This is a genomic window from Nostoc sp. NZL, from assembly GCF_015714705.1.
GTDB lineage: Bacteria > Cyanobacteriota > Cyanobacteriia > Cyanobacteriales > Nostocaceae > Nostoc > Nostoc foliaceum_A.
On record NZ_WBKL01000184.1, the window covers coordinates 1 to 14,059 of the forward strand.

General features: G+C 40.3%; 11 protein-coding genes and 3 pseudogenes. 4 read left to right on the forward strand and 10 right to left on the reverse strand.

Annotation, left to right across the window (positions count from 1 at the left end; translation table 11 throughout):
• Positions 1–52: 52 nt before the first annotated feature.
• The 3 genes from F8R90_RS27300 to F8R90_RS27310 all read right to left on the reverse strand — a co-directional run bounded on the left by F8R90_RS27300 (position 53) and on the right by F8R90_RS27310 (position 2,553).
• A complete protein-coding gene (locus F8R90_RS27300) occupies positions 53–802 on the reverse strand; it encodes a Crp/Fnr family transcriptional regulator (RefSeq protein WP_196513289.1) in 750 nt (249 codons plus the stop codon).
• An 80-nt stretch (positions 803–882) separates the two neighbouring features.
• Entirely contained in the window at positions 883–1,629 is a 747-nt protein-coding gene (locus F8R90_RS27305) for a Crp/Fnr family transcriptional regulator (protein WP_196513290.1), read from the reverse strand.
• A 201-nt stretch (positions 1,630–1,830) separates the two neighbouring features.
• A complete protein-coding gene (locus F8R90_RS27310) occupies positions 1,831–2,553 on the reverse strand; it encodes a Crp/Fnr family transcriptional regulator (RefSeq protein ID WP_196513291.1) in 723 nt (240 codons plus the stop codon).
• A 1,409-nt stretch (positions 2,554–3,962) separates the two neighbouring features.
• On the opposite strand from F8R90_RS27310, the gene F8R90_RS33175 reads away from it, so the two are divergent.
• Positions 3,963–4,109 carry a CopG family transcriptional regulator gene (locus F8R90_RS33175; protein WP_230966947.1) on the forward strand — a complete coding sequence of 49 codons (147 nt, stop codon included), beginning with the start codon at positions 3,963–3,965 and terminating at the stop codon, positions 4,107–4,109.
• 905 nt (positions 4,110–5,014) lie between these two features.
• On the opposite strand, the gene rpsU is transcribed toward F8R90_RS33175, so the two are convergent.
• Both rpsU and F8R90_RS27320 read right to left on the reverse strand, forming a co-directional pair.
• Complete coding sequence (rpsU, locus tag F8R90_RS27315; RefSeq protein WP_196513292.1) at positions 5,015–5,206, reverse strand: 30S ribosomal protein S21; 192 nt, start codon at positions 5,204–5,206, stop codon at positions 5,015–5,017.
• Positions 5,207–5,326: 120 nt separating this feature from the next.
• Positions 5,327–5,641, reverse strand: a complete 315-nt coding sequence (locus F8R90_RS27320; RefSeq protein ID WP_190730472.1) for an RNA recognition motif domain-containing protein — start codon at positions 5,639–5,641, stop codon at positions 5,327–5,329.
• 310 nt (positions 5,642–5,951) lie between these two features.
• Between F8R90_RS27320 and F8R90_RS27325 the strand changes: the two genes are divergently transcribed.
• Together F8R90_RS27325 and F8R90_RS27330 are read left to right on the forward strand one after the other, a co-directional pair.
• Positions 5,952–7,346: a TldD/PmbA family protein gene (locus tag F8R90_RS27325; RefSeq protein ID WP_196513293.1), complete on the forward strand. Its 1,395-nt coding sequence runs from the start codon at positions 5,952–5,954 to the stop codon at positions 7,344–7,346.
• Positions 7,347–7,777: 431 nt separating this feature from the next.
• On the forward strand, positions 7,778–8,308 hold the full coding sequence (locus F8R90_RS27330) for a pentapeptide repeat-containing protein (RefSeq protein ID WP_196513294.1): 531 nt from the start codon (positions 7,778–7,780) through the stop codon (positions 8,306–8,308).
• A gap of 26 nt (positions 8,309–8,334) precedes the next feature.
• On the opposite strand, the gene F8R90_RS27335 is transcribed toward F8R90_RS27330, so the two are convergent.
• From F8R90_RS27335 to F8R90_RS27345, 3 genes and pseudogenes are all read right to left on the reverse strand, one after another.
• A complete protein-coding gene (locus F8R90_RS27335; protein WP_196513295.1) occupies positions 8,335–9,522 on the reverse strand; it encodes a phosphatase PAP2 family protein in 1,188 nt (395 codons plus the stop codon).
• A 145-nt stretch (positions 9,523–9,667) separates the two neighbouring features.
• On the reverse strand, positions 9,668–10,303 hold the full coding sequence (locus tag F8R90_RS27340; protein ID WP_196513296.1) for an HMA2 domain-containing protein: 636 nt from the start codon (positions 10,301–10,303) through the stop codon (positions 9,668–9,670).
• Between the two features lie 467 nt (positions 10,304–10,770).
• Positions 10,771–10,971: pseudogene (locus F8R90_RS27345) on the reverse strand (hypothetical protein); the annotation flags it as partial.
• A gap of 65 nt (positions 10,972–11,036) precedes the next feature.
• Between F8R90_RS27345 and F8R90_RS27350 the strand changes: the two are divergent.
• A pseudogene (locus F8R90_RS27350) lies at positions 11,037–11,285 on the forward strand (transposase); the annotation flags it as partial.
• 304 nt (positions 11,286–11,589) lie between these two features.
• On the opposite strand, the gene F8R90_RS27355 reads toward F8R90_RS27350, so the two are convergent.
• Together F8R90_RS27355 and F8R90_RS27360 are read right to left on the reverse strand one after the other, a co-directional pair.
• Positions 11,590–12,393, reverse strand: a complete 804-nt coding sequence (locus F8R90_RS27355; protein WP_196513298.1) for a glycosyltransferase family A protein — start codon at positions 12,391–12,393, stop codon at positions 11,590–11,592.
• A gap of 619 nt (positions 12,394–13,012) precedes the next feature.
• Positions 13,013–13,899, reverse strand: a pseudogene (locus F8R90_RS27360) (M23 family metallopeptidase).
• Between the last annotated feature and the right edge of the window lie 160 nt (positions 13,900–14,059).

The following is a 14,059-nucleotide window of genomic DNA, read 5'->3' on the forward strand; positions in this document are numbered from 1 at the left end:
AGAGATTATGGCGGGAGCCTTCTCTCCGATTTAGGTAAGGTAAAGTCATTAACTAGCGATGTCTACGACGGGCTACGCCTACGTGCCTTAACTGATTCCCCAGCAACCGAGCAAATTCTTTTTGGATGACTTGATAACACTCACAGGAAGTTGCTTCTAAATCCCCTCGGTTCAGGATATTAATTTGACCACGCTGGTAGCGAATCATTCCGGCTCGGCTGAGGGTGCTAGCCGCTACTGTTACACCGGAGCGCCGTACACCCAGCATCTGGGCAATAAATTCTTGCGTCAACAGAAATTCTTCTGATTCCAAACGGTCAGATACTGTTAACAGCCAACGAGCCAGCCTTTCTTCTAGGGTATGAAGACAGTTACAGGCACATCCTTGTGTAAGTTCGGTATATATAGCTCGTACATAGCGCAGTAGCAGCTTTTGAAGCGCTCCGCCCCGTTTGAACTCGTTTCGAAGTACATCTGCATCCATCTGCATTCCAGCGCCCGAAATTTGCACAAATGCTTTTGTGGTTGTTGTATTGCCTCCTAAAATTACTGGGATACCCACCATGCCTTCATTACTCACTATTCCAACTTCCACTGTCGAACCATCTTCCATACTAGTGACTATAGAAATCACTGCGTTTTGGGGAAAATAGACCTGTGTGATGGGTTCTCCTGGTTCGTAAATGACTTGCCGAGTGGGAAGCGAAACTAACTTCAGGTGCGGAACAAGGCGCTCATAATCACTGGTTGGCAAAGCCGCGAGTAACTTATTTACTTGCGGCTTAAGAGTGTATTCGCTCACTGAACATTAAAAGAGAAATTCGATAATAATACTTTAAATCAAGTTACTTTTGCCAGTCTGTTCGGTTTCGCACACATAACTCAAAAAAATTTTCTGGCTCGGTTACTGGGCATGAAGCCCAGTAACCGAGCAAATTCCTTTTGTATGACTTGATGACATTCGCAGGAAGTTGCTTCCAAATCCTCTCGGTTCAGGATGCTAATATGACCACGTTGGTAGCTGATCATTCCGGCTCGGCTCAGGGTACTAGCCGCTACTGTCACACCGGAACGACGTACACCTAGCATCTGGGAGATAAATTCTTGCGTGAGTGGAAAATCTTCTGATTCCAGACGGTCAGAGACTGTGAGAAGCCAGCGAGCTAGCCGTTCTTCCAGTGTATGGAGACGGTTGCAGGCAGCTCCTTGCGCCAGTTCAGAGTATACAGCTTGTACATAGCATAGCAGCAGTGTTTGAAGCGCTCCGCCCAGATTGAACTCGGCTCTCAATACATCTGCATTGATTTGCATCGCAGCACCCGAAATCTGCACAAATGCTGTTGTGGTTGTGGTGTTGTCTCCTAAAATTACCGGGATACCCACCATGCCTTCATTACTTACTATCCCAACTTCCGCCGTTGAGCCATCTTCCATAGTAGTGACTATAGAAACCACTGCTTTATCAGGAAAATATACCTGTGTGATCGGTTCGGCTGCTTCGTAAAGGACTTGCTGAACTGGGAGCGGAACTAGCTTTAGATGAGGGACAAGGCGTTCATAATCACTGGCTGGCAAAGCTGCGAGCAGCTTATTTGGTGGTTGCTGAAAAAGGCTTTTATCTAATGACATTAGAAGTCACTCTCCTTAAGGTAGGTGACTTTAGAAAAGCCAACTCATGGCACAAGGAAAGAATTTCAGAATTTGATCCTAATGTCGAAAGGTGTATTATCTAAAGGAACACGGGGACAATCTAAAAAATCTTAAATGAACACAGTTGTTGGAGTCTGTGCGGTTTCGTACATAGAAGCTTCAAAAAATTATTTTCGCCGTTTATTGGGCAAAGCCCCATAAACGGGTATATTCATCTTCTATAATTTGATAACATTCGCACGAGGTTTTTTCTAAAGCCTCTCGATTCAGGATGTTAATCTGACCACGGTGGTAAGTGATCATTCCGGCTTCGCTGAGAATGTTAGCTGCTTCGGTGACACCAGCGCGACGTACACCCAGCATCTGGGAGATAAATTCTTGCGTGAGTGGAAATTCCTCTGATTCCAGACGGTCAGAAACTGTCAGCAACCAGCGAGCCAGCCGCTTTTCTAGCTTATGAAGACGGTTGCAGGCAGATCCTTGTGCAATTTGAGTGTACATACCTTGCACGTAGCGCAGCAGCACGCTCTGAAGGGCTGTACCCCGATCGAACTCGCTTCTAAGTATATCCGCATCCATCTGCATAGCACTGTCTGGAATCTGCACTAATGCTGTTGTGGTTGTGATGTTGTCTCCTAAAATTACTGGGATACCCACCATGCCTTCATTGCTTACTAAACCAGCTTCCACAGTCGAGCCATCTTCCATAGTGGTGATTATAGAAACCACTGCCTTATTAGGAAAATAGACCTGTGCGATCGGTTCGCCTGCTTCATGAAGTATTTGCCGATTTGAGAGGGAAACTAGTTTTAGATGGGGGATAAGGCGCTCATAATCATTGGGTGGCAGAACAGACAGCAGATTATTTGCTGGTTGCTCAAGGATATTTTTGTCTAATGACATTGGGATTCTCCTGAATGTAGCAGTCTCTAGAAAAGGCAACTTGCGGCATAAGGAGAAAATCAAGAGTATAACCCTAATGTCAAAAGGTGTATTTTCTAAAAAAGTTATAATAAAAAGTTTATTTTTTTATACTCATACTTATAATATAACATAACCAAATTATTTATTCATAGTAATAAAAAATCCAGATTCTAGACTAAAAAACTTAGTATAAATGTCTAAATTATCTATCTAAATGCTAAATAAAATTAATACAAATTAAGAGACGCTCATTAAGTAAATACTACAGTAAATAAGTATATTGAGGTTGTTAAATCCTGGCTTTTGCAAAATTAATAGAAAGTATAAAAAAATCTGTACTCTCGGTTTAAAGGTAACGAAACTCAACAATTTAAATTGCTAATTTTCACCGTAATTGCGCTTGCGATCGCATAATTAACTATAGTTATGTTCACCTCCTTACTTTTCAGTATTTCTTTACTTTTGGTATCTAAATCTAAGCAAAATCTACTAACAGTAATAGCTGATTTAATGCAAAATTAAGTATTAATATGGCGCGTTATAGCTCTATATGAATGCATCAAAAATATCATCATTGTCTCAGCAAATATTTTGATTATTAGTATAACTTTTCACTTAGACTACTAAAAATACATGGTTATAGACATGAGCAGCATTGGAAGCGATCGCAACAGAAAGGGGCGATCGCTAATTTTATGCAGTGTCATCACCAAAGCTGATGTTAATAGATTTCCTTAGAAATAAGTTAAGGCAATAGCAATAAATCTGCCGATTGACCTTTTTTTAATTAAAAATTAAAAATTAGTGAAGAAGAATAATTTTTAATTAATTTTGGGTACAGAGCCAACACTAAATCAAAGATTTAGTGGTCTACAATCAGTGGTGGGTTCAGAGCCAACACTGATAGTGCCGGCGGCAAGCGAGTCCGCGATAGCGCAGCGTTAGCGAGTATTCGAGCGTCGCGTCTTGCAATTTTTAATTTTACATTTTTAATTTTTAATTGGAGCGTTCGCGCAGCGTCTCGTAGAGAAGCGACTTGACTGATATCGGGGTAATGGCAATCGCAAAGAAAGATAGAGTGCTAAATCAAAGGCACATGACTTGCTAAATTATCTTAATTATTTAAAATACAACAGTTGGTGAGAATACTTATTTTAGGTTTACTTACTTTAATATGATTTTTACATTCTATTTATAATTAATGCCATAACAGTAGCTAAACTTCATACTTGAGAATATACCCTACCTCTTCACTGTTGCTTAGAAAAATATAACATCTTACTTCATGATTACTTAAATCAAATGTCATTACTTATACCATTGTAGTAGCAGCTTAAAAGATTGATATTAGAGAAGTAGTTTAAAAATATAGCTTGTCTGTCTAGTACATGAATAAAAAATGGGCTGCTAAACGACTTACAATCAATCTCACATCAAGCGAGTCAGAGAAGCTTGAAAAATACTGTTCAATCACGGGGAGACCAGCAACTGATGTGATTCGGGAGTTAATTCGCTCTCTTTCTATTCAAGAGTAAAAAGTTTCCCAAACCTAGTAAATCATACTGAACAAAAAACAAAATCATGATCTGCACATCTCAATTTCTGAGTGAAATATACTGTTTTACAGTTAAGCTGATGCGCGTCTAAAGTATATAAACACTCTTGATGGTCGTTAACTGTTGACTGTTGACGGTTAACAGTCATCAGTCATCAGGTAAATGTACAAATATAAATGCGTAACAGCTTATCAATTATTTTGCTGCAAACACGCGCTATAGGTAGCAACTGAAGATAATTCAGATGTGATTATGCTCGATTTAGCCATGCCCAATATGGATGATTTTAAGCTAATAGTTCACCTATAAGCGAATCTGCAAACCCGTTCTGTTCTCATCATTTTTATTACCAGTATAGTCGAGGAAAATCGCTAGCGGAGTTTAAAGGCAGGGGCAACAGCATTCCTGCCCAAACCCCTCTAGATCAACAAACTACTCAATAGGCTGTGCAATCGCTGCTGGGAATGAGATGTATGCACAATCTTCATCTCAGCAGTCTACCTAATTGGGGGTTTTTATGCTAATTCCTTTCCTTTTCCGTCACGAGAAGGATTACAGGTTGGGCATTATCTGCTCCTCGTGCCTCAACTTTCCAAGACAGACCCTTCAAAAGTCTTGTTGACTATTAAGAGAATCCCAAAAATAAATTTTTCAGCCAAATTTTAGTAAAATCAGCCTAGCGATCGCCATCCCGGAAGTAACTATAAAAAGTTCTTTGTCAGTTGTGGGACACACCGTTATTTACATGGCTCATCAATCAGTAATGGCTTTACCAAAACTTACCCTTTAGATTTACATGCAGGTGTACAGCGATCGCCTCTTCGACAGCTAAGAATCTAATGAGAGGATAGGTAAACTCCGCTTACCTTACGTATCGCTTATTCTCAATTGCGACGGAAACTTCTCTTACGTTGCTTGTGCCTTGCGACTTCTTTGCGCTTGTGTTTTTCCAAAGGTGTTTCAAAGTGACGGTTCTTTCTCATGTCTGGAAAAATACCTGCTTTGGAAACTTCCCTTTTAAATCGACGTAAGGCTGACTCAATTCCTTCATTTTCACCCACAAATACTTGGGTCATTTTCATCTCCTACTTAGTTGGTACTGGGCAATTTTAAGCTATCCAGTAGACCGGAGCGCAAAAAGGGCAGATAATGATTCTGCCCTTAAGACGTTAAAACTTAATTTTTGATCTTAAAGCTTAGTAGCGTCCGCGAGAGTATCCGCCGCCGCCGCCACCGCGACGGTCACCACCAAAGGAACCGCCTCTATCTTCCTTAGGTTTAGCTTTATTAACTTTGAGATCGCGTCCCATCCACTCAGCACCATCAAGAGCTTCAATGGCAGCTGTTTCTTCAGCTTCTGTGCCCATCTCTACGAAAGCAAAGCCGCGTGGACGTCCTGTTTCACGGTCAGTAGGTAACTGAACACGTTTTACAGAACCATGTTCCGCAAAAACAGAGGTGAGGTCTTCTTGTGTGACCTCGTAGGATAGATTACCTACATAAATTGACATGCGTTATCTCCAAAATCATAGGTGTGTAGAGATTTAGATTTCGGAGACAAGCTTGTTAAGACCAAAAGGGAAAAGCCTGTCAATACTAAAAACAAACACTGTAACCGAATTTTATTCTCACTTAATTACCTTAGCACATCATTCAGTTCTTACCCATCGTAAAAAAGGAAGTATTCAGAGTGAGCGATCGCTTGTGGACTCCTCAAACAACCTCTGGGTCATAGATTTATAGGCAACTCTAATATTTAGTAGCAGATATTCCCCAAATAATTGCAAAATAAATGCAGTTCGTCATTGTTACTACTTGGAAATGCCGACTACACTTGCTGACGCACAAAATTTACTTTCTGACCTGATCGCCCGCTACTCACAGCGTGTAGATTATCTGATGATTCGCCTTGAAGAAGCAGAAGGGACTGATATCTTGTTGCGTGGCGACAAGGTAGAAACCCTCAGTGAAGGCATCTCCATTGGTGGACATATTCGCGCTTGTTATAAAGGTGGATGGGGGTTGAGCTGCTTTAACGAGCTAGCGACAATTAAGGAGCGAATAGAAGAAGCGATCGCTGCTGCGCGGATGGTTGGTGACGAAGAAACTTTACTTGCACCCATTGACCCGGTGCAAGCAGTATGCATTCTACCCCTAAAAGGCACCGATCCCCGTAAAATCCCACTCTCGAAGAAAAAGCAATTGTGCGATCGCTATACTGAATTGCTCAAAAGCGTTGATCGCCGGATTACCACTACCTCGGTGCGCTATGGAGACAGCGCCCAAAAAGTGATCATAGCTACCTCAGAAGGCACTTTGATCGAGCAATCTTGGGTGGATATGGAAATGCGCTTTGCCGCCACCGCCAGAAATGGCGAAACCGTACAAACTGGACGGGAAACTACTGGCTCTCGCAAAGCTTACGAAGATTTGACTGATTTGGATGAACAGGTAAAAAGTGCTGCTCAAAGAGCGATCGCAGCTTTATCTTTGCCATCGGTCAAAGGCAATACCTACACCGTTGTCATTGACCCAATTCTTACGGGTTTATTTGTCCACGAAGCCTTCGGGCATCTTTCTGAGGCTGATATGGCTTACGAAAACCCCGATCTGCTGGAAGTTATGACTATCGGGCGGCGGTTTGGCCCAGAAGAACTCCAAATTTTTGATGGTGCAGCTCCAGAGGGACATCGCGGTAGCTATTTTTATGACGATGAAGGCACGCCTGCTACTACTACTCAACTAATTAAAGATGGAGTTTTAGTTGGACGTTTACATTCTCGTGAAACCGCTGGCAAATTGGAGGAAGCGCCCACAGGTAATGCCCGTTGTCTCAGCTATCACTTTACTCCCATTGTCCGTATGACAAATACCTGGATTGAACGGGGTAAAACACCAGTCAAAGACTTATTCACCGATATCAAAGAAGGAGTGTATGCCCGTAATTGGTTAGGTGGGATGACGAATGGGGAAATGTTCACCTTCAGCGCAGGGGAAGCGTGGATGATTAGAAACGGTAAAATTGCGGAACCTGTGAGAGATGTAACGCTTTCGGGAAATGTATTCCAAACATTAGCGGATATTGAGGGAATTGGTAATGATTTTTACTGGGATGAATCCGGCGGTTGTGGTAAGGGAGGGCAAAACGGTTTGTCAGTGGGTTGTGGTGGCCCTAGTCTCCGAATTCGAGATGTAGTTGTTGGTGGGGAAACCTGAACTACTCGCCGCTATACCCGGTATTTCGGGTTAGTTCAGGTTTGTAATACACTGTGGCGGAAGTTTGCCTACCTTTAACAAGGGGATTTTGCCCCTTGTCTGGATTTGGGCCGAATTGTAGTCTGTAAAAGAATAGGAATTGGTTTTGCCATAACCTCTGCTAGATGAGCATCAGAATTGAGTATAGCGATCGCTATTTTACTAACACTTAAGTTTTTAAGTCCCCGATCATCTATCCCAAGGATGAAAGTAACTCACATCTCTAGATACTAGCGCCAGCGGTTGAAGATGGCTAATCTAGACAAAGGTGATTCAGGATTCACTCTGGCTTAATTCACCACACCAATCCTCTGTGGCGCGTGCTGAGGATTTGCGGTCTCTGGTTAACCTGGATAGCCTCAATTAAATGTTCTTTAGCACAGCGACAGATTATGAAAGCAGATCAACTCCTGAAAAACTATGCCGCAGGTGTCAGAGACTTTAGTGGTGTCAACTTGAGCGAGGCAAACTTAAGGGAAGCCAATCTCAGCGGCGTAATTTTAGATAAAGCAATTTTAGATGGAGCTAATCTAAGTTACGCTAATTTAGTCCAAGCCAGTTTGATTGAGGCAGATTTAAATGGAGCAAATTTGAGCAATGCTGACCTCAGTGGTAGCAACTTAAGCGGAGCTATCTTGGATGGAGCTATCTTGGATGGAGCAACTTTGGATGGAGCAAATTTGAGTCAAGCTGATTTAACGGTTGCTAAGTTGATTGAAACCAATTTGAGTGAAGCCGATTTGCAGGAAGCAAGTTTGATAGCGGCGAATTTAGATGGAGCCGATTTGAGTGGTGCAGACTTAACTGTAGCCGACTTGTCCCAGGCAAATCTTACCCAAGCAGATTTGAAGCAGACAAATTTGAGCGGAGCAAATTTGGAGGGAGCCAATATAGAAGGAACAATCCTGGATGAAAATGTTTAAATCTAATAACGATAATTGCTGACAAATCAGCCTGCTTCCAGTGACAAGTGATATTTTTGCTGCGATTCCAAGTTAAGGATACAGACAATCAACCACACTAAACCTGCGGCATAGCCAGCTGTCACATCAGTTAGCCAATGGACTCCAAGATAAAGCCGACTGAAACCAATCGCAGCAATTAAGGCAAAAGTCAAACCATAAATCCAAAAGCGCCATTGAGGAAACTGCTTTGCCAGAATATAGCCCGTAAAACCGTAAATAACTATTGAGACCATCGCATGACCGCTGGGAAAACTGTGTTGACCCACATTAATAATATGCTTCCACAATGCTGGACGCGTTCTAGCAAATAATATTTTCATTAAACAATTTAGCAAGATTGCACCGACTCCAGCCATGCCCAAGATCGTTGCATCCCGGCGACAGTTATAATATAACGGACTAATTGCCAACCCTAAAGAAGATATCAGCATTACTAGTGGATCGCCCAGAAAGGTGATACCAAGCATAATGCGATCGAGCAGTGGTGTATGCAGTTTCTGGATCAAAAGCAAAATGGCTTCGTCAAAATTATATGCGTACAACAGTCCAGTGCCGCATACAAGGGCGCAAACAGTCCCCAATACCGGAATAAATTGACTGCCTGTTTGGTTTAATTGCCGCTGCATGGATATTTGTTGAAATAATATGCCTGAATCAAATATGTTTCGGTTATTACCCCCAACTGAAACAATATTTTCTTTAACATCAAAGGAATGCAACTTACTGTCTCCAATGACTGCGGTAGATGCTTTTGGAACCTTGACTAATTGGCTGGGTATGGAAGAAGCAACTAATTTACTCCCTTTTTTCCTATAATCTAAGACAATTTCTTGGATGAGCAGTGCGATAGTGGTTTGCGTAGCGTCTCGTTGGTGCAGTCTCCCGTAGACAAGCGAAGACCCGCCTTGTCCTATCGGACACCCTTCGCCAAAGGGGTTCGCGTTTAAACTTTTATCTGGATGGAAAATAACCAAGATATTCCCTGTGTAAGTATTAGCACGAGCTTGCAAGATTATTTCCTTCTCTAATAATCTTGATTCGAGATATCTTTTGAGAGCTTCCGAATGATAAAGCCCATTGACCTTATATCTAGCTCTTCCTTTAACGGCAGTATGTATTGCTTGAACCCAATAATCTTTATTAATCACTTTATGAGATTGAGGAGTACCCATTTTTATTTAATTGATAATAAAATGCTTGGACTAAAGACTAGGGAAGAGAGATTGTCATGAATTCTGGGCAATCCCAGTTATTTCAGGGCTACTTACTCTTAACTAGGAATAATTTTAATGCTTACTGTATTAGCAACTATACGAGCTAAGGCTCACTAACAGATTGTAATTTTAAAGGCTGGGAGTTGACCTCGCTATTGCCGCGTAATCGCCATCGCTTGTTAGGCAAGATAAACATGGCGGCAGATTTTAGTTTCTTAATTATGCTTGTTGATGCAGAAAGTATTCGTTCCCAAACATCTTTCCTAAACCTTCGATACACAATAATATTACGTGCTTGGTTAATTTTGCGTGTACTATCAATTAGGTTGATTAGAGAGTCAAAGATAGCCCCCACGATTGATTTTGACGTTACCTCTTTTGGCATAACCTCATCTTGGGCAGTTTGAATCAGATTGACCAGACGCTCACGCATTTGATTATCTGAAATTACACCTACTTGATAATTGATCACTATGGATGCCGCTTTTGGGTTAATACGAACATTTGTAACTCTAGGAGCGGATTCTATTACTAACTTGAGTTTATTAGCATACTCAGGATCTCTGGCTAGCAGAGGAATACGAAAACGAATGCGCCCAGGAATTGTATGGACAATGCTATAGAATATCTTTGGGGATGGTGCTCTTTTATTAGCTACGCTTTTACCTGCCTTTTTTGGTGGTAAACGCAGATTAAGACTAGCACTTTTGTTAAAATTAGACCGTTTTATAGAAGTCATAGTACCAATTTTTAATTTCAAAAAGCACAAAAATCAAGCGAGGCTTGTTAACTTATCTATTTATGTTCTAAGAGAGGGTTTTCTTGAACTACGTTGACTTTACTTTAGTCATACCTATTCTTGTGAGTTAAAAAATCTATCTCAGTAGTGAATCTAGCTGTCACTGCTTTTCAGATTGGTTAAGTTTCTTTAACACTGTGCTTTGCCAATAATAATGAAATAATCAAAAAGCTTTTTTGACTTCTGACTGTTGAAGGCTGGTGTAATTGGGGACTTTATGGCGATTTTATTAAAGTCAGTAGACCGAAAAGTTTTGCGATCACTCCCTGATGGATACTTGCAAATCTGATTATTGTCTAAAAACCGTACTTTTTGATACAGTTTTGGGAAAATTTCTTGAGAAAAATAACATAAGGAAAACTAATAATTCAGTTAAAAAAGTAAGAACATGGTTCTAGGGCGTGTCATCAATTGAGCCAAATGACAGAAGCAGCCAGATAAATTGCACCTAAAAAGTTTGCAGCGCGTTTGTCGTAACGTGTTGCGTAGGCGTAGCCCGCCGTGGGCATCGCTCGGTACTGCTTGAGTTTGGCAAAAAAGTTTTCAATGAGATGACGGGCTTTGTATAATTCACGAGGGTGATTACGGTTGCGTTTGGGGGGAATCACAGCGGTTTTATCCTGTAACTGAAGCCGCTCTTTTTCCTCGCTCATCCGCATCATAGCCTTTGTCTAAAGATATATGCGCCGAAATAGAAAAGAATCTACCGAATATTATTCTTAAATATCTCTCTGCTTATAGCCCTGATTTTAATCTAATTGAATTAGTTTGGCATTCATGTAAAGAATATATAGCTCATAAACTGTTTCAATAAGTATGTGAACTAAAATCTACCTTAAATAAACTCTTAAATGATGGAGAGCTTATTATTAAATGGGTAAGAAAAATAAAAAATAAGGGAAATGCTGTTTGTACAAATTAAAAGCACAACAGCTTAAGAGTGGAAACTGAGTGAGTTGCCCAGAGCATCCACCACAGCATGAATCTTTGTACTTAATCCGCCTTTGCTCCAACCAATGGCTTCAGTGCTCTTAATTTTTCTGCGATGTCTAAATCTTACGTAGGAAAACCACTTTGTTTTGTCAGCTTCATAACTTATAAACTTGATGTAGAGATTGTTGGATGATACAGCTTGCATGCAGAGACTTGACGTTAGGTTTGGTTTCATTCTAACCAATCCACGAATAATTAAATTCTATGTATTTTTTCTAATTGGCTGTACTTATTTAGCTGTACTTATTTAAAGGATATATGTTAAATTCATCACGAATTTCATCTGTAAGTTCCCGTTGCATAAACGGAAGGGTAAGATTTTTCTTTATCCCTCGGAAAGCTTGTTTAGGATTACGCTTGAATGTAGCAACTAGCGGTTCTTGCATACAAGTACTCTCGCCTATTTGATCTCTAACATAAATAGCACCTGGAAAAGGTAATGGCTCAATAGGCGTTCCTCGCGCTGCTAAATATATTTTAGCAAGTGGATGCCCTTCTAAAAAATCGTCATGCCCAGTCAAAGGTTCATCGCTTAATACTTTATTAGGCAAACTAAACAAGCTATAATTGATGATATTGCACGTTCCACACAATTTATAAAAGTTTTTTTTGCGAACCATAATTTTTCTGCTTCCTTCTTGATATTCATAGCCAATCTCTATATACCAACCATTACTTTGTGGATTTTGAGCAACATAACTTACTAATCGTTTACTGATGCAGTCATCAGCATCTACAGGCATTATATGTGTTGGCTGTAGTTCTCGAGCAGCTAATAGTCCAACAGCAAGTTTCTTTCTTTTATCTTCCATCTTTTCAGGGTGGGTTGAGCCTGGAATAGGAAAATTGACTTCTATATATTGCACTTGGGGATGATGAAAATTCATTTCCGGTCTTTCATGACAGACTACAATAACCTCAAATTCTGAGGAAGTTTGATTGCAGACTGAGCTTAGACATCTTTCAAACAACTTGGATACTTCTGTCCATGATTTTGCTACTTTTGAGCTTTTAATTGGGATTAGGAAAACTAACATATTGTAATATGTACTCGTTTTATTTTTTCGTAAAAGTACGTCTCAAATTTAATTGAGGAAAGAAATTAAGGTAATATTCAATTACATACAACATTATTTGTCATAGTTTTTAGCTAGCTAAATTAATTTTTCCGCTGACTTTAGTACGGATTAAGCCATCAATATTAGAATATTACTCGTCACACTAGTAAAAATGTTCTCAATACTAAAAGATTATTAAATTAGGCATTGCTACCAGTGGATATAGATAGTTGTAAGAAGCTGTGAAACAAGTTATTTCCTACTTGAGTGCCAACTCCGATAACGCTGAGGTCATTACTTATTTGAACATTAGACATATTGCCAACAAAGGCATTTGGAATAATTTAAGCCAACGCAGAACAACTCCCAGGGGAAAAACTTATTCCTGTTATGGCAATACTCAATAAACTTCTCCAATAAGTAAAACGCCAACTAGACATCACACGTCTTTATAAAAGCACAGGACTGAAATTTAGTTAAGCATAAATCAAGTTAGTATCTATCTATTATTTAGCAATAAATATACTATGACTTCACTCCAAAACTCAACTTTTTTGCAGAAAATTAAAATTATTACAAAACTTTGCGTTCCTCGTTTTCAAACCAAAGTATCAAATCTGTCAGAACGTATCTGTGTGCCATTTCGCCAAACTTCTACTTTTTCAGGGCTGATTAAATAATAAAAACTACCATTATCTGCTCTATATCTGCCTTTACCAATATTTAAAGCTGCTATTTTTATAGGCTTACTTGGGCCTTGCTTCAACTGTCCAATATAAAATAACTGGCATTTTCTTCACAGACTTTTACATGAATGTTTGCAGTCTCACCCTCAATTATGGTAACTCCATTGCATTTAGTATCAGTGTTAACAGGGGCAAAACCTATTGGAATTGGCTGTGAAGGTGAAACTTGCTTTGCTACCGGGGGTGTCCAGACTGGACGGTTCGGGTTATCCGCTTGCTGAACTCTTGCAGTTAAGGATGTCAACAGATGAAGGGGATCAACTGCTATTCGACCATTTGGATGAACTTCAAAGTGCAGATGAGGCGCTGTACTATTGCCTGTAGATCCCATTTCAGCGATAATTTGACCTTGAATGACCTGTTGACCCTTGCTCATCAACAAACGGCGATTGTGACCATAAACAGTGATGCTGCCGTCAAAATGTTTAATAGTTATAGCATTGCCTAATCCCCAATCATCCCAAGCTGCTTTGATGACTGTACCAGATGCCGCAGCAACAATAGGAGTTCCAGATGCCCCTGCAATATCAATTCCTTCATGTTGATATTTGCGGAAGCCCTGAGAAATAAACCCTTGAGTCGGCCAGATTAAGTTAGAAGCAGGAATAGGAGTTTGCTGAATTGGCGAATCACCTGCTAACTGTGTCAGGGCAGATGTATTTGTACTTACTACGGCGGTTAAGGATATTAACCCAATTAGTCCATAAGTGCGGTATCGATAAACGGTAACTTTTTTCATAAGTTGAAAGTTTATTCAAACAATAATTCAGATAGTTTCTGATTATTTGCTGTTTCAAGCTGACTTGGAAAATATCAGGAAATTTAGCAGATATGGCATTTCCAAGACCCTCACCAAACACTTTGGCGCTACAAGTTTAATATCTGCCCCGTATGCCAGC